19 protein-coding genes and 1 pseudogene are annotated in these 19,428 nt (G+C 60.2%); 8 read left to right on the plus strand and 12 right to left on the minus strand.

The genetic code is table 11. The features are described from left to right. Nucleotides 1–49: 49 nt before the first annotated feature. From groL to HCI85_RS04620, 4 genes are all read right to left on the minus strand, one after another. Entirely contained in the window at nucleotides 50–1,693 is a 1,644-nt protein-coding gene (gene groL, locus HCI85_RS04605; RefSeq protein ID WP_090249056.1) for a chaperonin GroEL, read from the minus strand. Nucleotides 1,694–1,752: 59 nt separating this feature from the next. Further along, a complete protein-coding gene (locus tag HCI85_RS04610) occupies nucleotides 1,753–2,046 on the minus strand; it encodes a co-chaperone GroES (RefSeq protein WP_090249058.1) in 294 nt (97 codons plus the stop codon). 221 nt (nucleotides 2,047–2,267) lie between these two features. Next, complete coding sequence (locus tag HCI85_RS04615) at nucleotides 2,268–2,717, minus strand: FxsA family protein (protein WP_090249060.1); 450 nt, start codon at nucleotides 2,715–2,717, stop codon at nucleotides 2,268–2,270. 63 nt (nucleotides 2,718–2,780) lie between these two features. After that, nucleotides 2,781–3,512 carry a HugZ family pyridoxamine 5'-phosphate oxidase gene (locus HCI85_RS04620; RefSeq protein WP_167142475.1) on the minus strand — a complete coding sequence of 244 codons (732 nt, stop codon included), beginning with the start codon at nucleotides 3,510–3,512 and terminating at the stop codon, nucleotides 2,781–2,783. 93 nt (nucleotides 3,513–3,605) lie between these two features. Here HCI85_RS04620 and HCI85_RS04625 point away from each other — a divergent pair, with 93 nt between their 5' ends. After that, complete coding sequence (locus HCI85_RS04625; RefSeq protein ID WP_167142478.1) at nucleotides 3,606–4,364, plus strand: SDR family oxidoreductase; 759 nt, start codon at nucleotides 3,606–3,608, stop codon at nucleotides 4,362–4,364. Between the two features lie 212 nt (nucleotides 4,365–4,576). Here HCI85_RS04625 and HCI85_RS04630 read toward each other — a convergent pair whose 3' ends face one another. After that, nucleotides 4,577–5,581: a DUF481 domain-containing protein gene (locus HCI85_RS04630; protein ID WP_090249066.1), complete on the minus strand. Its 1,005-nt coding sequence runs from the start codon at nucleotides 5,579–5,581 to the stop codon at nucleotides 4,577–4,579. Between the two features lie 110 nt (nucleotides 5,582–5,691). Beyond that, nucleotides 5,692–6,690: a DUF481 domain-containing protein gene (locus HCI85_RS04635; protein WP_167142481.1), complete on the minus strand. Its 999-nt coding sequence runs from the start codon at nucleotides 6,688–6,690 to the stop codon at nucleotides 5,692–5,694. Between the two features lies 1 nt (nucleotide 6,691). Between HCI85_RS04635 and HCI85_RS04640 the strand changes: the two genes are divergently transcribed. From HCI85_RS04640 to HCI85_RS04650, 3 genes are read left to right on the plus strand one after another with little or no spacing between them, the layout of a single operon-like run. Next, complete coding sequence (locus tag HCI85_RS04640; protein WP_167144264.1) at nucleotides 6,692–7,081, plus strand: MGMT family protein; 390 nt, start codon at nucleotides 6,692–6,694, stop codon at nucleotides 7,079–7,081. Nucleotides 7,082–7,124: 43 nt separating this feature from the next. Beyond that, nucleotides 7,125–8,672 carry an AmpG family muropeptide MFS transporter gene (locus HCI85_RS04645; RefSeq protein ID WP_167142484.1) on the plus strand — a complete coding sequence of 516 codons (1,548 nt, stop codon included), beginning with the start codon at nucleotides 7,125–7,127 and terminating at the stop codon, nucleotides 8,670–8,672. A gap of 51 nt (nucleotides 8,673–8,723) precedes the next feature. Further along, nucleotides 8,724–9,434, plus strand: a complete 711-nt coding sequence (locus HCI85_RS04650) for a lipopolysaccharide kinase InaA family protein (protein ID WP_167142487.1) — start codon at nucleotides 8,724–8,726, stop codon at nucleotides 9,432–9,434. 12 nt (nucleotides 9,435–9,446) lie between these two features. Here the strand turns inward: HCI85_RS04650 and HCI85_RS04655 are convergent, their stop codons facing one another. Beyond that, nucleotides 9,447–10,280, minus strand: coding sequence for a mechanosensitive ion channel family protein (locus HCI85_RS04655; RefSeq protein WP_160085441.1), 834 nt, complete (start codon nucleotides 10,278–10,280; stop codon nucleotides 9,447–9,449). 112 nt (nucleotides 10,281–10,392) lie between these two features. After that, nucleotides 10,393–10,872 carry a YajQ family cyclic di-GMP-binding protein gene (locus tag HCI85_RS04660; protein ID WP_090249077.1) on the minus strand — a complete coding sequence of 160 codons (480 nt, stop codon included), beginning with the start codon at nucleotides 10,870–10,872 and terminating at the stop codon, nucleotides 10,393–10,395. Between the two features lie 142 nt (nucleotides 10,873–11,014). Here HCI85_RS04660 and HCI85_RS04665 point away from each other — a divergent pair. From HCI85_RS04665 to HCI85_RS04680, 4 genes and pseudogenes are all read left to right on the plus strand, one after another. Further along, nucleotides 11,015–11,891 (plus strand): annotated as a pseudogene (locus HCI85_RS04665) (response regulator); the annotation flags it as partial. Nucleotides 11,892–12,001: 110 nt separating this feature from the next. Continuing rightward, nucleotides 12,002–12,910, plus strand: a complete 909-nt coding sequence (locus tag HCI85_RS04670; RefSeq protein ID WP_167142490.1) for a putative 2-dehydropantoate 2-reductase — start codon at nucleotides 12,002–12,004, stop codon at nucleotides 12,908–12,910. 46 nt (nucleotides 12,911–12,956) lie between these two features. Then, on the plus strand, nucleotides 12,957–14,975 hold the full coding sequence (locus HCI85_RS04675; protein ID WP_160085444.1) for a sensor histidine kinase: 2,019 nt from the start codon (nucleotides 12,957–12,959) through the stop codon (nucleotides 14,973–14,975). 2 nt (nucleotides 14,976–14,977) lie between these two features. Next, nucleotides 14,978–15,562 (plus strand): cob(I)yrinic acid a,c-diamide adenosyltransferase, encoded by a 585-nt coding sequence (locus tag HCI85_RS04680; RefSeq protein WP_167142495.1) that lies wholly within the window; start codon nucleotides 14,978–14,980, stop codon nucleotides 15,560–15,562. Here the strand turns inward: HCI85_RS04680 and HCI85_RS04685 are convergent. The 4 genes from HCI85_RS04685 to argJ all read right to left on the minus strand — a co-directional run bounded on the left by HCI85_RS04685 (nucleotide 15,559) and on the right by argJ (nucleotide 19,401). Continuing rightward, complete coding sequence (locus HCI85_RS04685; protein WP_167142498.1) at nucleotides 15,559–16,452, minus strand: RluA family pseudouridine synthase; 894 nt, start codon at nucleotides 16,450–16,452, stop codon at nucleotides 15,559–15,561. The genes HCI85_RS04680 and HCI85_RS04685 overlap by 4 nt on opposite strands. Nucleotides 16,453–16,486: 34 nt before the next feature. Then, on the minus strand, nucleotides 16,487–17,428 hold the full coding sequence (locus HCI85_RS04690; protein ID WP_167142500.1) for a Nudix family hydrolase: 942 nt from the start codon (nucleotides 17,426–17,428) through the stop codon (nucleotides 16,487–16,489). Beyond that, on the minus strand, nucleotides 17,425–18,057 hold the full coding sequence (locus HCI85_RS04695) for a glutathione S-transferase family protein (RefSeq protein WP_167142504.1): 633 nt from the start codon (nucleotides 18,055–18,057) through the stop codon (nucleotides 17,425–17,427). Before HCI85_RS04695 ends, HCI85_RS04690 begins: the two co-directional genes overlap by 4 nt. Before the next feature lie 126 nt (nucleotides 18,058–18,183). Further along, entirely contained in the window at nucleotides 18,184–19,401 is a 1,218-nt protein-coding gene (gene argJ / locus HCI85_RS04700; protein WP_167142507.1) for a bifunctional glutamate N-acetyltransferase/amino-acid acetyltransferase ArgJ, read from the minus strand. Nucleotides 19,402–19,428 lie beyond the last annotated feature (27 nt).

Below are 19,428 nucleotides of genomic sequence, written 5' to 3' on the forward strand. Positions count from 1 at the left end.
TTTACTGCATGCAGGCCATCTGGCGACGGCCTGCGGGAGCCGGGCTGGCTTACATCATGCCGCCCATACCACCCATGCCGCCCATGTCTGGCATACCGCCAGCAGCCGGCTTGTCTTCTACAACTTCGGCGATCATCGCTTCGGTGGTGATCATCAGGCTGCCGATCGAAGCTGCAGCTTGCAGCGCCGAACGGGTGACCTTGGCCGGATCGAGAATACCCATCTCGATCATGTCGCCGTAGGTGTCGGTCGCGGCGTTGAAGCCGAAGTTACCCGAACCCTGCTTAACCTTGTCGACCACTACGCTCGGCTCGCCGCCGGCGTTGGAAACGATCTGACGCAGCGGAGCTTCAACAGCACGACGCAGCAGAGCGATACCCACGTCCTGATCGGCGTTGTCGCCTTTCAGCTCGCTGATGGCCTGCAGAGCGCGCACCAGAGCCACGCCACCGCCAGGTACCACGCCTTCTTCAACGGCTGCGCGGGTCGCGTGCAGGGCGTCGTCAACGCGGGCTTTCTTCTCTTTCATTTCAACTTCGGTGCCGGCACCGACTTTGATCACCGCAACACCGCCAGCCAGTTTGGCCAGACGCTCTTGCAGCTTCTCTTTGTCGTAGTCGGACGAGGTGTCTTCGATCTGCTTACGGATCTGCAGTACGCGAGACTCGATATCAGTCTGAACGCCAGCGCCGTCGATGATGGTGGTGTTTTCTTTGCTCAGGATCACACGCTTGGCGTTACCCAGGTGCTCCAGGGTGGCGCTTTCCAGGCTCAGACCGATCTCTTCGGAGATTACGGTACCGCCAGTCAGCACAGCGATGTCCTGCAGCATGGCCTTACGACGGTCGCCAAAGCCTGGTGCCTTAACGGCAGCAACTTTAACGATACCGCGCATGTTGTTCACAACCAGAGTCGCCAGGGCTTCGCCTTCAACGTCTTCAGCTACGATCAGCAGCGGACGGCCGGACTTGGCAACAGCTTCCAGAACTGGCAGCAGCTCACGGATATTGGAAACTTTCTTGTCAACCAGCAGGATCAACGGGCCGTCGAGCTCGGCGACCATGGTGTCTGGCTTGTTGATGAAGTACGGCGACAGGTAGCCACGGTCGAACTGCATGCCTTCAACAACCGACAGTTCGTTTTCCAGGCCCGAGCCCTCTTCAACGGTGATCACGCCTTCTTTGCCGACTTTTTCCATGGCTTCAGCAATGATTTCGCCGATGGAAGTGTCAGAGTTGGCGGAGATCGAACCTACCTGAGCGATGGCTTTGGTGTCAGCGCAAGGCTTGGACAGCTTCTTCAGCTCAGCAACGATGGCGATGGTCGCCTTGTCGATGCCGCGCTTCAGATCCATCGGATTCATGCCAGCCGCGACGGCTTTCAGACCTTCGTTGACGATGGCTTGAGCCAGAACGGTAGCAGTGGTGGTGCCGTCGCCCGCGTCATCGTTGGCACGGGAAGCAACGTCTTTAACCAGCTGCGCGCCCATGTTTTCGAAGCGATCTTTCAGCTCGATTTCTTTGGCAACGGAAACGCCGTCCTTGGTGATGGTCGGAGCGCCGTAGCTCTTCTCGATGATCACGTTACGGCCTTTCGGGCCGAGGGTGGCTTTTACTGCGTCAGCCAGAACATTAACGCCGACGAGCATTTTCTTGCGGGCGGAATCGCCGAATTTAACTTCTTTAGCAGCCATGATGGTTATTCCTTGATTCGTTCAAATAGAGCGGAATTCGTAGCGACGGAGCGCTGAAATCAACCTTCAACGACAGCGAGAATTTCGCTCTCGCTCATTACCAGCAGGTCTTCGCCGTCAACTTTGATGGTGTTGCTGCCGGAGTAAGGGCCAAACACCACTTTGTCGCCGACTTTAACGGCCAGGGCACGCACTTCACCGTTGTCCAGCACGCGACCAGTACCGACAGCGAGGATTTCACCGCTGTTGGCTTTCTCGGCAGCGGAACCTGGCAGCACGATGCCGCCTGCGGTTTTCTTTTCTTCTTCGCTGCGACGGATTACGACGCGGTCATGCAGAGGACGAAGCTTCATTGTCGATCTCTCCCAATAGTGATTTTTCGGCCGGTGCAATCACCGGCGGGTTAGCAAAGTCCGGCGAGGCCGGTAGCACTACGCTAGGCGCAGCGCTGAAGTCTGAATCTGTCTGACGACAGAAAACCTTGCGGTGACCGCTACATAAGGGCGCACAAGGGGATTTCAAGGGCTGAGGGTGAAATTTTTACGATCTACAGGCTTTTCTTATGAGCCGAAAATCAGTCGCGGCGCTCAAATTCGCCTTCCAGCACATTGGGACGAACTTGCCCGGAGCGTGCGGCCTGGTCGTCAAAAAAGGCGCGCTGACGCATGGCTTGTTCGGCGGCGCGCAGACGCACCTTGTTGACCAGCAAGCGACGGGTGAACGGAATTAGGCACAGCAGGCCGAAAATGTCGCTGATAAAGCCAGGCAGCAACAGCAGACCACCACCGACGGCGATCAGCAGGCCTTCGAGCATTTCCTGCTCGGGTAACTCACCTCTGGCCAGCTTCTCGCGTGCACGCCACGCGGTTGCTACCCCTGCAACGCGCAGCAGAATGGCGCCGAGGATGCCGGTACCAATCACCAGCAACAAGGTCGGTAACACACCGATGGCACTGCCCACCTGAATCAGCAGGGCCAATTCAATGAACGGGAACAGCAGAAACAGAAACAGAAACGCACGCATCAAAGGATCCTTAACGGAAGATCAGCTTCCTATGGGACTGAAGTATGGGGTGTTGAGCTGAATTCAAGCTGAAGCCTGACTGTCGGTCGGCCAGACTTCGGCGCGGGCCAATGCCACCAAGGCCTGGCGCACCTCCAGCGGACTGTTACAGGATGTTGGAAAGGCCAGCCAATAAAGCCCCTGACCGATCCGCAGGTGGAAGCCCTCACTGTCGACCCCAACCAGCTCAGCCGGCGCATGCTGGGGTAAACCTGCCAGCTCGACATAATGAGCGATAGCCTTGGCATGGTCGCTGTTCATGTGCTCAACCATGCTGATTTCGCTGTCGCCGGCAAAGGGGTTGGTCTGGACCACCTCATCCAGCCAGTGAATCGCACCAAACCCGCCGATGTAGCGCCAGCGCACCGGCTCCAGCCGCCAAAAATCGAAATCATGGGCCTGATGGTAGCCGCGCGACTCCGGGAAATAGCGGTAATAGCGCTGCGCAGCCGCAACAATCTGCGCCTCGTCATCTAATTGCCGCGCCTCGGCGAGCAGCGTAAGACGACCGACCGCCTGCACATCTTCCGCCCCACGCTCGCCCACCAGCAGCGAGCATTTACCATCCTGCTTGAGGTTGTGGGTGTGCTGGGCGATGCGACTGATCAGCATCAGCGGATAACCGTCAGCATCCAGGCAATAGGGCACCACTGATCCGAAAGGGAAACCCGGCATGGCTTTGGAATGGGTGCTGAGCACGCCCCGGTATTCCTTGAGCAGCAATTCTCGGGCATGCTTGCCGGCTTTCACGCTCACCTTATGACTCCTTGCATAGATTCCGTCACAGAACGGGAGGCGCCTAGATTAACCGCCGGCAAGGTCACACAACACCATTTGAGGGGACTCGCGATGCAACTCAAAGATAAAGTTATCGTCATCACCGGCGGCTGTCAGGGCCTGGGCCGCGCGATGGCTGAGTACCTGGCAGAAAAAGGCGCCAGACTGGCGCTGGTCGACCTGAACCAGGAAAAACTCGACGAAGCCGTGGCGGCTTGCAAGGCGCTGGGCGTAGAAGCGCGCGCCTACCTGTGCAACGTTGCCAATGAAGAGCAAGTGACCCAGACCGTGGCACAGATCGCTGAAGACTTCGGCGCACTCAATGGCCTGGTCAACAACGCCGGCATCCTGCGTGACGGCCTGACCATCAAGGTCAAGGATGGCGAAATCACCAAACTGAGCCTGGCGCAGTGGCAGTCGGTGATCGACGTCAACCTCACCGGCGTGTTCCTCTGCACCCGTGAAGTGGCGGCGAAAATGATTGAGCTGAAGAACGAAGGCGCGATCATCAACATCTCCTCCATTTCCCGTGCCGGCAACATCGGCCAGGCTAACTACTCGGCTGCCAAAGCCGGTGTCGCTGCCGACACCGTGGTCTGGGCCAAAGAGCTGGCGCGTTACGGCATCCGTGTCGCGGGCGTAGCACCGGGCTTTATCGAAACCGAAATGGTTGCCAGCATGAAACCGGAAGCACTGGAGCGCATGACCTCGGTCATCCCACTGCGCCGCATGGGCAAACCGGCCGAGATCGCCCACTCGGTGGCCTATATCCTGGAAAACGACTACTACACCGGTCGTATCTTGGAGCTCGACGGCGGCCTGCGGTTGTAATCCGCACCGATCTGCTGCGCGTCGGCCATCCATCGTTAAAAGCACTCGCGGGCTTGCTCATTTACAGCTCGTAAACTCCGCGCCCGCGAGTGCTTTGACCAGCCGGAGGCTGTTACTAACGTAGCGCCTAGACTGACTCTAGCTCGCGAGATCTAGAACGTTTAGAACAAAAAGCCCCGCATCTGCGGGGCTTTTTTGTGTGCAGCCGAAGCTTACCAACCCACGCCAAATCCCAGGCTATAACGGGTTTCGTCCAGCTCGCCTTCTGCACCGCTGACCAGGTCCTTCTCGGCCTTCATATTCAGCGAAGCCCAATCGGTCAGTTTGTAACGCAGGCCCACGGCGGCATCCAGGGTGTAGTCAGCGGCGTTGGCCAGCGGCTTACCCACCTCGCCATCACTGAACAGCTCGACGCTCTTGCCGACCAGGTAGCGGTTGTAATCCCACTTCAGGCTCGCGGCGTAGAAGTTGTCGCTCTCGCCATTGCTGTACTCGTAGTCTGTGCGGTTAAGCAGGCCGGCCACCGAGAAGGCGCCCAGCTCGTTATCCCAGAACTGGTAACCCGGACCGGTACCCACGGTGCGCTGGCGTTCAAGTTCTTCAACCATGTCGCGTTTGTACTCGAAGCGCCCCTGCCAGAACCACTTCTCGGTCAGGAAGCGGTCAAGGGCGTATTCGGCGCTCCAGTTGTCGGTGGTGACCACATCATCCTGAAACTCACGGTTGTAGTCGGCTTGCGCGTTGTGGCGCCAGAGACCGTGACGCGCCTGAGTCTTGAGGCTGACGTCGTAGTCGTCGGTGTCGCGCTCGGCACGTTTGTAGTCCAGCGCCGCATCGATATTGCCCTTCCAGACCAAATCCTCGACCAATGGCTTGGGTTTGAGGATCTGCTTGATGCTGGCGAGCTCGATAGTCTTGGGCGCATCGCCATTGGCCAGGATCACCTTGCCCGGCTCGGCCGGCTGCAGGGACTTGGCGCGCTCACCAGCGATGGCATTTTCCTTGATCAGCAGTTCCTGATCGCTTTCCAGGGTGGCGATCTTGCTCCAGTCGAGGGCAATCGCACCGCCGTAGTCGGTCGCCAGCAACAGCTTGCCACCGTCGTAAAACTTGATCTTGCCGGTCAGGCGGTCGCCGTTCTTCAGCCAGACGGTATCCGCCAACGCGGAGGTAGCAGCCACAGAAAGGGCCAGGCACAGCAGGGTTCTGGAAAACATAGGGATGAATTGTCTACTTCGGGTTCGCGGAAGGTCGCGCATTATCCGTAAGCACGACGCCAGAGCAAGCACTGACCGACAGAATCACCGCGAGTTCATCATTACGTGGCCTACCAGCCGACCCCCACACCCAACAGATAGCGACGCTCACTGCTGGTTTGCCCGAGCGCACGCGCCTGATCCAGCTCATACAGCAGCGATAGGCGCGCCCAATCTGTCAGCCGGTAGCGCAGGCCTATTTCACTGTCGAGCACGTAGTCAATCTCCTCTATCGCAGGCAATTGCAGCTCAGCCGTGCTGTAAAACTCCAGACGGGTACCCCACAGCAGACGCTTGTAATCCAAGGCAAGCGAGTAGGTATTGAACGACCGCTCAGCATCACTGGCCTCCAATTGCAGGCGATTGAACTGGCCGATCACATCCAGCCGGCCCAGTTCGTTATCCCAGAAGCGATAACCCGGTCCGGTGCCCAGCGAACGCTGGCGAGTAAAAAAGGCAAACTCATCCTCGTCCTGCTCTGCCCCCACCCGCCAGAACCAGTGGTCCGTGATAAAGCGGTCAAGGTCGTATTCCAGCTGCCAGTTGTCAGCGGTTTTCGCGTCATTCTTAACCTTGCGCTCCAGCTCACCGGCCAACACGTGACGCCAACGGCCGTGCTCCACACGCGTATTGCTTTTGAGCTTCCACTCGTCGGTGTCGTTGTCGTCGCGCTTCATATCCAGTTTGGCGTCCAGATTGCCCTCCCAGAAGCGGTCCTGCAGTACCGGGCGCGGCGGGATCAGACGCTTGATACTGGAGAGCGGCACGGTTTGCGTGTTGTCGCTGACCACCCGCACCATGCCCTTGCCCGCTGCTTCCAACTGGTTGCTGTGCTCGCTATCGAGCCCCTGGCGGCGCATCAGCAAGGGTTTCTCCGAGCGCAGGGTGTCGATATCCTTCCAGGCAATCAGCACCTGGCCGGCGTACTTGGTTTTCAAGGCCAGTTTGCCGCCATCGAGCAGAACTATCTCACCGCTCAGACGGTCACCATTGTTCAACCACACCGTGTCCGCCCACGCTGGGGTGGTCAGAGCAAGAACCAGAAAGCACAACAGAGTACGTATAAGCATGATGGGAAAGCCGGATAACGAGCCAGAACAGGTGCCGAAGCATGCCGCGCCAGGCCAACCAACAGCAAGCCAGCTCGAGCGTCGCACGGCACTTTATGCGGTGCTGGCGCAGATTCCGGCCGGCTGCGTGGTGAGTTACGGACAACTGGCTGCATACGCAGGCTTGGGTCGCGCTGCGCGCTGGGTCGGGCGCACCCTCAGCCAGCTACCGGACGGCAGCACCCTGCCCTGGCACCGGGTAATTGCTGCCGGTGGCCGCCTCAGCTTGCCGGCTGGCAGCCTCTCCGGCACAGAACAACGCAGTCGTTTACGTGAGGAAGGCGTGCAAATCCATAATGATCGGGTGGATATGCCGCGCTATGGCTGGCGCCCAATGGAGCACAGCGGGTAGAGTGCGCCCTTTATTAGGTCAATCTCAGGCTGATACCCCTTCAATGCCCCGTAAAAGCTGGCGTGATGCCATTGCTGCCTACTCCAGCCCCTCAACCTTGGTGCTGCTGCTTCTAGGGTTCGCCGCTGGCCTGCCTTATATGCTGGTGTTCTCCACCCTGTCTGTCTGGCTACGCGAAGCCGGCGTGGCCCGCGATACCATTGGTTTTGCCAGCCTGATCGGCCTGGCATATGCCTTCAAATGGGTCTGGTCTCCGCTGCTTGATCAGTGGCGCCTACCGCTGCTGGGCAAACTGGGCCGCCGACGCTCCTGGTTGGTGCTATCACAGATCCTGATCGCCATCGGCCTCGCTGGCATGGCCCTATGTGACCCGCAGACACACCTGACCTGGCTGATTTCCCTCGCGGTGCTGGTGGCCTTTGCGTCGGCCACTCAGGACATCGCCGTTGATGCCTACCGCCTGGAAATCGTCGACGACACCCGCCAGGCCGCGCTGGCCGCCAGCTATATGGCCGGCTACCGCATCGCCGCCCTGCTGGCCACCGCCGGCGCACTGTATTTCGCCGAAGGCTTTGGCTCCACCGCACTGCTCTATCAGCACGGTGCATGGGCCGGCACCTACCTGCTGTTTGCCCTGCTGATGTTGCCTGGCCTGCTGACCAGCCTGTGGATGCGCGAGCCGGATGTGCCACTGCGCACGCAACTGGCCGCTGCGCGTTATGGCTTTAGCCACCAGATCGCCTCGGTACTGGTACTGATTGTGTTGCTGGTATCGGTACCGGCGATGTTTACCCAGTTCTACAACACCGACTTCGCCAGCGTGATCAACGGCGAAGCCAGCATGCTTGACCTGCTATTGGAAGACCGCGCCTTTCTGCGCGCCCTGCTTTACACCATTCTCAGTGCCCTGTGCCTGTCGTCCATGGGGCGTCGTGGCCTGGCGCCGGTGCTGACACCGGTGAACGACTTTATCCTGCGTTACCGCTGGCAAGCGTTCCTGCTGCTCGGGTTAATTGCCACCTACCGTATGTCGGACACCGTAATGGGCGTTATGGCCAACGTGTTCTACATCGACCAGGGCTTTACCAAGGACCAGATTGCCAGCGTCAGTAAGCTCTTCGGCTTGGTCATGACCCTGATTGGTGCAGGCTTTGGCGGCCTGCTGATCGTGCGCTTCGGTATTCTGCCGATCCTGTTTATTGGCGGCGCGGCCTCGGCGGCGACCAACCTGCTGTTCCTGATGCTTACCGGCATGGGCGCTGACCTGCAGATGCTGATCGTGACCATTTCCGCCGACAACTTCAGCGCCGGCCTGGCCACAGCGGCGTTCGTCGCCTACCTGTCGAGCCTGACCAACCTGAAGTTCTCCGCCACCCAGTACGCCCTGCTCAGCTCGATCATGCTGTTGTTGCCGCGCCTGATCGGTGGTTATTCCGGCGTAATGGTGGAGAAGTTCGGCTATGCCCAGTTCTTCCTGGTCACTGCCTTGCTGGGTATTCCGACACTGCTGCTGATCATCCTGCAATGGCGCCGGGAACGGCTGCAAACCAGCGATTTAAGCGTGACTAACGCCACCGAACAGCACCAATAGCATTACTGGCAAGACTCTTGCTCTACCCTGCTCACAACAAGAGGGCAGGCCATGACCGTAGCATTCAGTAACGCCACCCGCCTCACCCACTACCCCAGCTTTGACAGCTGGTGGCAAATCCAGGGTGAATGGGTCGAAGAACCTAATGAGCGCCGCGGTGGTTATAGCGGTGTTCAACGCCTCACCCAGCTGGGTCAGTCGCTTTACGCCAAAAAGCAAACCGGGCACACCTACCGCAGCCTGCTTCACCCTTGGGGGCGGCCGACGGTACTGCGTGAACGCGACGCTCTGCTCAGAGCACTCAAGGCTGGTGTCGCGGTACCCGAGATCGTTTACTGCGCCGCCGAGCGCAACCGCGAAGGCTGGCGTGCCTTGCTGGTGACCAAAGCCCTGGAAGGCTTTCAGCCTCTCGATGAATGGTATGAGCATCATGCTCGCGAGGCGCTAGACGCCTCCCTGCAGCAGATCGCGCAAAGCCTAGCCAATTTGCACAAAGCCCGCCAGCAACATGGCTGCATGTATGCAAAACATATCTTTGTGCGTATCCAGGCTGCTAATACGCCGCCATCGTGCGAAATCGCCTTGCTCGATCTTGAGAAGTCACGCCGCCGCCTGACCCGCAAGCAAGCCGCGTTGCACGACATGCTGCAACTGCGGCGCCATTCGCCGTGGGATCAGGCCGACTGGCAAAGCCTGATCAACCACTATCAACTGGCGATGGGCCGCACGTTAAAAACGCTCTATAACGCCACCAGTCGCTAACTCGGCGTTCCTTCAGACAGTGGGTTGCTGCACCAGATGCACCACCCGCTGCGGGAATGGGATGCCGATACCGGCCTCGCTTAGGCGCTCCTTGGCCTGCTCGGTGAAGGCGAAAGTGACTGGCCAGAAATCTGGCGTCGCCACCCAGATGCGCAGTGAGAGGTTGATCGCGCTATCACCCAAACCGGTAACAAACACCACAGGCGCAGGGTCCTGACGCACACGCGGGTCCTTGGCAATGTCCAGCAACACCTCACGGGCCTGCTTGATATCGCTTGAGTAATCGATACCCAGGTTGATATCCACACGCCGCGTGGATTCGCGCGAATAGTTGGTGATATGGCCGTTCGACAGGCTGCCGTTGGGCACGATCACCACTTTGTTATCCGCAGTTTTCAGCGTGGTATGGAAGATCTGAATGCTGTCGACACTGCCCGAAACACCTTGGGCCTCAATCCAGTCACCGGCGCGAAATGGACGGAAAAACATGATCAACACACCGCCCGCGAAGTTCGCCAGGCTACCTTGCAAGGCCAGGCCAATGGCCAGACCAGCGGCACCGATCACCGCAATAAAGGAGGTGGTTTCCACACCCACCATCGACGCCACGCTGACCAGCAGCAACACCTTCAATACGATGCCGACCAGGCTGCAGATAAAACTGCTCAAGGCCCGATCAACCTGACGCAGGTTGAGCAAACGACCAACGCTGTTGATGAGTTTGCTGATCAGCCACCAGCCGATAAGCATGGTGATCAACGCCAGAGTCAACTTGCCGCTGTATTCCAGCACCACAGGCAACCAGGCCTCTGATACTTTCACCAGTTGTTCGATGTTCATATCCATTTGTTAATCCTTGTAAGCCTTTGAAAATAAAACGCCACGGCAAGCCGTGGCGTTTTTACTGCACCAACACCGTTGCGACGCTTTAACAGCGGCAAGGTTCATTGCGCATGCATCAATCGCGGAAGTTATTGAACTGCAATGGCATACCGAAGTCCTTGGCACGCAAGGCGGCAATCGCCTCCTGCAGGTCATCGCGCTTCTTGCCAGTGATACGCACTTGCTCGCCTTGAATGGCGGCCTGCACCTTGAGTTTTATGTCCTTGATGTGCGCGACGATCTTCTTCGCCAGATCCTTCTCGATCCCTTCACGCAGGATCACTTCCTGTTTGACGCTCTTGCCCGACGGGTAGGCGTCCTTGAACTCCAGGCACTGTACGTCGATCTTGCGTTTGACCAAGCAGAGCTTGAGAATCTCAACCATCTGCTCCAACTGAAAATCCGCATCGGCTGTCAGGTTGACAGTCAGCTCTTTCAGCTCAAAGCTACCTTTACCGCGCAGGTCATAACGACGATCCAGCTCTTTGATGGCGCTGTCGATGGCGTTGGTAACTTCATGTTTGTCCAACTCGGACACCACGTCGAACGAGGGCATGGGCTTACTCCAGATAGACGGCGCGCCCTGCATCACGAACGGGACACGCCTGGCTTGACGGTGAAAAAACCCGGCCATTATATAGCGGTAGCAACACACACTGCCCGGCGAAGTATCGGGCCCACGCGATTTCCCCCTAGCGAGCCTGCCCATGCCGAACCCCCACCTGAGCATTTTGGTCGTCGATGACGCCAAGTTCTCCAGCGCCATGATTGGGCGCGCGCTTAGCCAGGCGGGTTATCAGGACCTTCGTTTTGCCAACAGTGCCGCCGAAGCGATTCGCTTGCTCGAACAGCGCCCCGCCAGCGTCTTACTCGCCGATTGGTTGATGCCCGAGATGAATGGCTTAGAGCTGACAGTGCAGGTCCGCCAGTTTGATGAAATGGCCCATCACTACACCTATGTCATCCTGCTCACCGGCAAGGAAGGCGAAAACGTATTGGGCGAAGCCTTCGACAGCGGTGTCGATGACTTCATCAGTAAGGCCGCGATGAACGAGCAACTGGTGCCACGCGTCTATGCGGCCGATCGCCTGTGCAACACCCTGCAACGCCTGCTGCAGGAAAACCGCTTACTGACCGAAAACATTGCCAGCCTGGAACAACGCAACCTTATCGACCCGCTTACCGGGCTGGGCAATAGCCGCTACCTGCACCAGAAGATGCTCGACAGCCTGCGCCAGGTGGAATCGCGTGGCGGTGCGCTGTGTTACCTGCTGATTGGTCTGCAAGACATGCACGAGCTGCACCAGCGCTATGGCGACACCTTCTACAACGAACTGCTCACTGGCGTGGCGCGCCGCCTGCAGCAGCTGGTACGGCCATTGGATGTTCTGGTGCGCTTGGATGAAAGCCACTTCGGCCTGATTACTTTGCTGACCGACCTGCACGAATGCTCGCCCAGCAGCTTCAAGCGCCTGCATGAAGGCATCAACCTCAAAGCCTTCAAGACCAGCGAAGGATTTATCAGCCTCAAAGCGGGTATCAGCCTGGTGGGCCTGGATGCCAAAGGCCTCCCCATCACCCCAGAACAGATCATCGATAACGCGACCAGAATCCTGCCCGAATCACACAGCACCGGGCTGGTCACTGCCCTGCGCTTGTCGTTACCGCAATAAGCCACGTTCAGCATGTGGCATATCCTCGGTGCGGGGAGCCTCGGCACCCTATGGGCGACACGTCTGGCGCGAGCCGGCCTGCCAGTAGCACTGATCCTGCGCGACTCGGCGCGCCTGAATAGCTATCAACAGGCCGGCGGGCTGACGCTGATTGAGCAGGGCCAGCCACAGCATTATCCCATCCCTGCGCAAACACCCGATCATCGCCAGCCGATCCAGCGCCTACTGCTCGCCTGCAAGGCTTATGACGCGGCTAATGCGGTAAGCCAACTGGCGCCACGCCTGGCGCCGGGTGCCGAAATTCTCCTGCTGCAAAATGGTCTGGGCAGCCAGGACGAAGTCGCCCGCGCGGCGCCCCAGGCACGTTGCATCTTTGCCTCCAGTACCGAAGGCGCGTTTCGTCAGGCCGATTTCCAGGTTGTGTTTGCTGGCCACGGCCACACTTGGCTCGGTGACCCACAGAATCTGCAGCCGCCCAGTTGGCTGGCAGACTTGCAGCACGCCGGCATTGTTCACGACTGGAGCCTGGATATTCTCAGCCGGCTGTGGCGCAAGCTGGCGCTGAACTGCGCCATCAATCCACTGACCGTGCTGCATGACTGCCGCAATGGCGAGCTACAGGCACACCCGGCGCAAGTGGCGTGCCTGTGCAGCGAACTGAGCGAGTTGCTGCACACCTGCGGCCGCAGCGCCGCCGCCGAGAACTTGCATGACGACGTGCAGCGTGTGATTCAGGCCACAGCAGCCAACTATTCGTCCATGCACCAGGATGTTCGCCAAGGTCGTCGTACGGAAATCGCCTACCTGCTGGGCTATGCCTGTGACGCCGCACAGCGTCACCAACTGGTACTGCCGTATCTGCAGGCGCTGCACAGCCAGTTGCTAGCGCGCCTTGCTGCACGCGGATTGCCCAGCCACTAAGGCCCGCGTTAACCTGCCCGTACTTCCGTCGCCGTGATAGCTCACCATGCCCCTGCGTCAGCGCCTCGAAAACCTACCGGTCGGTCGCAAACTGCTGGTCGCCTTGCTGGCGTTGCTCGCGGCAGTGCTGCTGGTGGCCAACCTGGCGTTCATCAGCGCCGCCTATTGGATTTCTCAGGAAAGTGTGGCACCTCAGGCCCTGCACACCCTTGGCCGGCTGATTGCCAGCCCGCCGTTGAGCAAGGAAGCATTAAGCACACCAGCAGCAGCCGAAGCGCTACTCCGCCGCCTGGATGATTACGCACCGCTGCGCGCGGCCGTTATCTATGACGCTGAGGGCCTGAACCTGGCACAGCTGCAGCGCGGCACCAAGCTGCAACTGCCGCCGCGTGTCGAAGAGGTGGAATCATGGCGCCACAGCGAATTCCGCATCAGCCAGCTCGTCGAGCTGCCGCAGGCCACAGGCAACCCTGGCCATCTGTTGCTGGTGGCCTCCAGTGAGCTGCCAGGAGTGTTCTACACCGGCACCCTGACCGCCAGCCTGGTTATTCTGGCCTTTAGCGTGCTGCTCTGGTTGATCGTGTCACGCCAGGTGCGCCGCTTGATCACCCGCCCTATTCGCCGCTTGGAAGAGCTCTCACGCCAGGTCACCCGTGAAGAGAACTATGCCCTGCGCGCACGCCGGGGTAATCGCGATGAAATCGGCAACCTGGCCGACGCATTCAACACCATGCTGGTGCGCATCGAGGCGCGTGAGCAGCAACTCAAACGTGCCCGTGATGACGCCCAGGAAGCGTTCGACCAAGCCCAGCATCTGGCCGAAGAAACCCGCCACTCCAACCGTAAACTGGAGCTGGAAGTGCAGGTACGCGGCAAGATCGAGAAGAAGCTCACCGGCTTTCAGAAGTACCTCAACAGCATCATCGATTCCATGCCCTCGGCGCTCATTGCCCTCGACGAACAGTTCTACGTCACACAATGGAACCAGGAGGCCAGCAGCCTTTCCGGCACCCGCCTAGACGAAGCCCTGAACCAGCCGATTTTCCTTGCCTTCCCACCGCTCAAGCCTTTCCTGGTGCAGCTGCGGCGCACCGTGGAACAGCATCAGGTGGAAAAGATCGAGCGGGTCACCTGGGGTAACAGCGAGCAACCACGTCACTTCGCCCTGACCTTCTACCCGTTGACGGGCGGCAGCGGCCGAGGGGTGGTGATCCGCATCGACGACATCACCCAGCGTCTCAACCTGGAAGAAATGATGGTGCAGTCAGAGAAGATGCTCTCCGTCGGCGGCCTGGCCGCAGGTATGGCGCACGAGATCAACAACCCGCTGGGCGCCATTCTGCATAACGTGCAGAACATCCGCCGGCGCCTGTCACCGGAGCTGGAAAAGAACCGTGAACAGGCCGATCAGGCCGGCATCAGCCTGGAGGCCATCGACCGTTACCTGAATGCGCGGGAGATTCCGCGCCTGCTCGACGGTATTCAACAAGCAGGCAGCCGTGCCGCGAAGATCGTCAGCCACATGCTCAACTTCAGCCGCCGCAGCGACCGCCAGCTGGCGCCGTGCCAATTGCCGGCGCTAGTTGATCAGGCAGTCGAGATCGCCAGCAATGACTTCGACCTGACCGAGAGTTTCGACTTCAAGAGCCTGACCATCCAGCGCGAGTTTGCCGCGGACCTGCCCGCCGTGCCGGCCACCGCCAATGAACTGGAGCAGGTCCTGCTCAATTTGCTGAAAAACGCCGCCCAGGCCATTCACCAGCGCGACGATAACTCGACGCCTGGGCAGATCATCCTGCGCGTACGTCTGGCGCCGCCCTGGGCGGAAATCCAGGTGGAGGACAATGGTGTAGGCATGCCTGAATCGGTGCGCAAGCGCATCTTCGAGCCGTTCTTCACCACAAAGGAAGTCGGCCAGGGCACTGGGCTTGGCCTGTCAGTGTCCTACTTCATCATCACCAACAACCACAAAGGGCAGATGGAAGTGCAGTCCAAAGCCGGCCAGGGCACCTGCTTTACCCTGCGCCTGCCTATGACCACCGCCACCCCAGACACAGGTCTCTGAACATGGGCTACCGCCTCTCGAAAATCTACACCCGCACCGGCGATGCCGGCGAAACCGGCCTGGCCGATGGCCGCCGCGTGACCAAGGACCACCCTCGGGTGGATGCCATGGGCGAGGTCGACACGCTGAACAGCCACATCGGTCTGCTGCTGGCTGACCTTGCCGAGCACACCGCACAGTGCCCCGGATTGAATGAAATCATTGAGGTGCTCGCGCCCTGCCAACACCGCCTGTTCGACCTTGGCGGGGAACTGGCGATGCCCGACTATCAAGCCCTGCAGACACCGGAAATCGAGCGCCTGGAATCCGCCATCGACCGCTGGAACGAAGAAGTCGGCCCGCTGGAGAATTTCATCCTGCCCGGCGGCTCACGCCTGATCGCCCAAGCCCACGTCTGCCGCAGCCTGGCCCGAGGCGCCGAGCGGCGTTGCCAACACCTGAATGCAGTGGAGCCGATTCGCGGCGTGGGCCTGGCCTACGTCAACCGCCTGTCCGACCTGCTGTTTGTCGCGGCGCGGCTGATTGCCAAACGCCAAGGGATAGCTGAAGTACTCTGGCAGGCAGCGGCCAAAGAAGCGCACAGCTAGAGCAGGCTGAGCTGACTTTCGAAGCTACGCCGCTCGCCGCTTAACGGATCGATAAAGCTCAGCCCACGGGCCAGTAACTTGAGTGGTTTGCTGTAGTCGTCCGGTGCATCAGGCGCGTCCGTAACCTCGGGATAGAACGGGTCATTGAGGATCGGCGCGCCCAGAGCGGCCAGGTGCACACGCAGCTGATGCTTTTTGCCGGTCACCGGATACAGCCGGTACAACCAGTGCTCACCCAGACGCTGGGCGACCTCGATACGGGTTTCCGTATTGGCTTCACCGGCGACTTCCTGCATACGGAAAAACGGCTCAGCGCCCTCCAGCCGCGTTGCCCGTAGCAAAGGGAAATCCAGCTGCGGCAAAGCCGCCGCCAACGCCTCGTAGCACTTGTCCATCTGCCGCAGGCGAAACAGCGCCTGGTACTGACCACGGCTCTGCCGATTGGTGGAAAACAGCACCAGGCCTGCGGTGTGCCGATCAATCCGGTGCAGCGGCACCAGGTCGGCATTGCCCAGACGCTTGGCCAACCGCGCCTGCAGGGTCTGCTCAACGTATTCACCGGCGGGCATCACCGGCAGAAAATGCGGTTTATCGGCCACCAGCAAATGCTCATCGACGTAAAGCAGCGTTTCCTCGAAGGGAATCGGCGTCTCCGCTGGCACTTCACGAAAGTAATGCACCTTGAGCCCTTCGCGATAAGCCGCCGCCATGCCGAGCGGCTGCCCCTGCGCGTCCAGCACCCGTCCCCGGGCAATCCGCTCCTGCCACACCGCCGGCGCAATCGCCGGAAAATGCGCGCACAGGCACTCGAATACCGTTGCCCAGTTGCCGCGCGGTAAATGCAGGGTGCTGGGGCGCATGTTGGACGGGGAACGGGCTTCAACAGGCATTAATACACTCAATCAGGCAGACACATAAACGGACTCACTCGGGCCAGAACGCGCGAATACCCGCCACGCCCTGGGCGCCGACCTGCCAGGCCTGCTCTACATCTGCAGGGGTAACGCCGCCCAGCAGGTAGGCTGGCTGATTGAAGCCCTGCAGCAACTCGGCAACCTGTGCCCAGCCCAGCGGCTGCGCATCGGGATGGGTCTGGGTGGCTTGCACGGGAGACAGGGTGATGAAATCCACGCCCATCTGCGTGGCCAGCTCCAGCTCCTGCGCCGAATGGCAGGAGGCCGCCAGCCAGCGCTGCGGCGGAAACGGTCGGCCGCCAGCGCTCAATTCGCGCAACTGCTGCGCCGTCAGGTGCCAGCCGGCGGCAGGAAAATCGCCCAGCCACTCAAGCGGCCCCTTGAGCATCAGCTGCGCCTTGCCGGCGCAGAGGCCGAGAGCATCCACGGCAATATCGCGGTACTGCGCATCGAACATCGCTGGGGCACGCAGTTGCAGCAAACGAATACCGCTTTTCAGCGCGCCCTGGATACCGCGCAGCAACTCTGGCCCACTCAGTCCCTCAGGAGTAATCAGATACCGCTCGGGTAAGCGCGCGGCCGCGACAATCGGCCGATTGGCGGCGGGAAACTCATAATCGCCCAACTGTCGAGGGCTGACCCAGGCCAGCGGCTGACCTTCAGCGCCATGGGGCTCACCAGTAAACGCCGAGACCTCCCAGACATCCAGCAGCACCTGTTTGTCCGGGTAGTCATGACGCACCTGAATCAACGGCCGCGCGGCAGTCGGGCGGATGCCCAGCTCCTCGTCCAGTTCGCGGGCCAGGGCTGCCTGCACCGTCTCACCGGCTTCGACCTTGCCACCGGGAAACTCCCAGAGGCCGCCCTGGTGCTTATCATCAGGACGTTTGGCGAGCAGTATCTGCCCATCCACACCGCGAATAACTGCTGCGGCCACATGAATACGTTTCACGCCAGATGTTCCTCCTGGGCGGCTTGGTACCAGCGCTGAAACGCCGGCCACTGATAGATCGTCTCGACATAGGCGGCAGCCTCTGCCGGCAACACCACCTGATAACTGCGCAGACGCGCTGCTACCGGGGCAAAGAAGGCATCGACCAAAGTCGGCCGGCCAAACAGGAAGCCGCCGCCCTGACCAAAGCGCTGCCGGCACTCGGCCCACAGTGCACAGATGCGCTGGATATCGGCCATGGCATCGGCCGGTATCTCAGCCAGCGCCTGATTGCGCGCGAGGTCCATCGGCAGATGGCTGCGCAGCGCAACAAAGCCGCTGTGCATCTCGGCACAGGCACTGCGCGCTAGCGCGCGGGCAGCCCGGGCTTGCGGCCACAGCTGGGCAGCGGGAAAGCACTCGGCCAGGTATTCGCCAATCGCCAGAGAATCCCAGATGGCGCCGTCATCACTGATCAGCAGCGGCACCTTGCCGGTCGGCGAGTGCTGCAAAATCCGCGCGCGGGTATCGGGGCGGTTCAGGGTAATCAGCTGCTCGGCATAGGGCGCACCGGTCAGTTCCAGGGCTAGCGCCGCACGCAGCGACCAGGACGAATAGGTTTTGTCGCCGATAACCAGAGTAAGTGACATGGGTTGCGCTCGCTGCGAGAGGATCGCATGACCTTAAAAGGCGACTCCCGCAATAGCAAATTCCCGTTGCTCATAGGGGCATGAGCAACGGGAATGCGGGCAGTCAAACAGCAGGTAGGTGATCGATCAGGTGCGGTATTCGGCGTTGATCTTCACATACTCATGGGACAGGTCGGTGGTCCAGATGGTCTCGCTGCAGCCACCACGGCCCAACTCGATGCGGATGGTGATCTCTTCCTTGGCCATCACGGCGGCACCCTGCTCTTCGGTGTAACTGGACGCGCGGCAGCCCTTGCTGGCGATGCACACGTCGCCAAGGAATACATCGATCAGGCTGACATCCAGCTGCGCCACACCGGCATAACCGACGGCGGCGAGAATACGGCCCCAGTTCGGGTCGGAGGCAAACAGCGCTGTCTTGATCAGCGGCGAATGAGCTACCGCGTAGCCGACATCCAGGCATTCCTGATGAGTCGCGCCGCCGTTGACTTGCACGGTGACGAACTTGGTGGCGCCCTCACCGTCGCGCACGATGGCTTGGGCCACCTCCATGAAGACACCGAACACGGCCTCCTTGAGCTTGGCGAACAAGTCGCCGCTGGCCTGAGTGATTTCCGGCAGGGCAGCCTGGCCCGTGGCGATCAGCATGCAGCAGTCGTTGGTCGAGGTGTCGCCGTCGATGGTGATGCGGTTGAACGACTTGTTCGCCGCGTCACGCACCAGGTCCTGCAGCACGCTGCGCGCAACCTTGGCGTCAGTGGCGATATAGCCAAGCATGGTCGCCATGTTCGGGCGGATCATCCCGGCGCCTTTGCTGATGCCAGTCACGGTGACGGTGACGCCATCGTGAACAAATTGGCGGCTGGCCCCCTTGGGCAGGGTGTCGGTGGTCATGATGCCGGTGGCAGCCTCGGCCCAGTGGTTCTCGGACAAGTCGTCGAGAGCAGCCTGCAGCGCGCCTTCAATCTTCTCGACCGGCAGCGGCTCGCCAATCACCCCGGTGGAGAAAGGCAGCACAGCGCCCTCATCGACACCAGTCAACTGAGCCAGGGCGGCACAGGTGCGCATGGCATTCGCTAGGCCCGGCTCGCCGGTACCGGCGTTGGCGTTACCGGTGTTGGTCAGCAGGTAACGCACGCTGCCTTGCACACGCTTCTTGGCCAGAATAACCGGTGCGGCGCAAAACGCGTTGAGGGTGAACACACCCGCTACGCTGGAGCCTTCGGCACATCGCATCACTACCACATCCTTGCGCCCTGGGCGTTTGATGCCCGCCGAAGCAATGCCCAGTTCGAAACCTGGAACCGGGTGCAGGGTAGACAACGGGCCAAGACCAACAGCCATAGGGAACGCTCCTTGAGGTGGTAGGAC

Origin of the sequence: Pseudomonas sp. OTU750018 (assembly GCF_011636575.1) — a bacterium.
Lineage (GTDB): Bacteria > Pseudomonadota > Gammaproteobacteria > Pseudomonadales > Pseudomonadaceae > Aquipseudomonas > Aquipseudomonas peli.

Excerpts from the sequence above, each read along its gene's own strand:
- HCI85_RS04680 (WP_167142495.1), top strand. The coding sequence starts at position 14,978 with ATGGGCTACCGCCTCTCGAAAATCTACACCCGCACCGGCGATGCCGGC.
- HCI85_RS04650 (WP_167142487.1), top strand. The coding sequence starts at position 8,724 with ATGACCGTAGCATTCAGTAACGCCACCCGCCTCACCCACTACCCCAGC.
- HCI85_RS04685 (WP_167142498.1), bottom strand. The coding sequence starts at position 16,452 with ATGCCTGTTGAAGCCCGTTCCCCGTCCAACATGCGCCCCAGCACCCTG.
- HCI85_RS04660 (WP_090249077.1), bottom strand. The coding sequence starts at position 10,872 with ATGCCCTCGTTCGACGTGGTGTCCGAGTTGGACAAACATGAAGTTACC.
- groL (WP_090249056.1), bottom strand. The coding sequence starts at position 1,693 with ATGGCTGCTAAAGAAGTTAAATTCGGCGATTCCGCCCGCAAGAAAATG.
- argJ (WP_167142507.1), bottom strand. The coding sequence starts at position 19,401 with ATGGCTGTTGGTCTTGGCCCGTTGTCTACCCTGCACCCGGTTCCAGGT.
- HCI85_RS04695 (WP_167142504.1), bottom strand. The coding sequence starts at position 18,057 with ATGTCACTTACTCTGGTTATCGGCGACAAAACCTATTCGTCCTGGTCG.
- HCI85_RS04655 (WP_160085441.1), bottom strand. The coding sequence starts at position 10,280 with ATGGATATGAACATCGAACAACTGGTGAAAGTATCAGAGGCCTGGTTG.
- HCI85_RS04640 (WP_167144264.1), top strand. The coding sequence starts at position 6,692 with ATGGGAAAGCCGGATAACGAGCCAGAACAGGTGCCGAAGCATGCCGCG.
- HCI85_RS04610 (WP_090249058.1), bottom strand. The coding sequence starts at position 2,046 with ATGAAGCTTCGTCCTCTGCATGACCGCGTCGTAATCCGTCGCAGCGAA.
- HCI85_RS04635 (WP_167142481.1), bottom strand. The coding sequence starts at position 6,690 with ATGCTTATACGTACTCTGTTGTGCTTTCTGGTTCTTGCTCTGACCACC.
- HCI85_RS04670 (WP_167142490.1), top strand. The coding sequence starts at position 12,002 with ATGTGGCATATCCTCGGTGCGGGGAGCCTCGGCACCCTATGGGCGACA.
- HCI85_RS04625 (WP_167142478.1), top strand. The coding sequence starts at position 3,606 with ATGCAACTCAAAGATAAAGTTATCGTCATCACCGGCGGCTGTCAGGGC.
- HCI85_RS04630 (WP_090249066.1), bottom strand. The coding sequence starts at position 5,581 with ATGTTTTCCAGAACCCTGCTGTGCCTGGCCCTTTCTGTGGCTGCTACC.
- HCI85_RS04675 (WP_160085444.1), top strand. The coding sequence starts at position 12,957 with ATGCCCCTGCGTCAGCGCCTCGAAAACCTACCGGTCGGTCGCAAACTG.
- HCI85_RS04645 (WP_167142484.1), top strand. The coding sequence starts at position 7,125 with ATGCCCCGTAAAAGCTGGCGTGATGCCATTGCTGCCTACTCCAGCCCC.
- HCI85_RS04615 (WP_090249060.1), bottom strand. The coding sequence starts at position 2,717 with ATGCGTGCGTTTCTGTTTCTGTTTCTGCTGTTCCCGTTCATTGAATTG.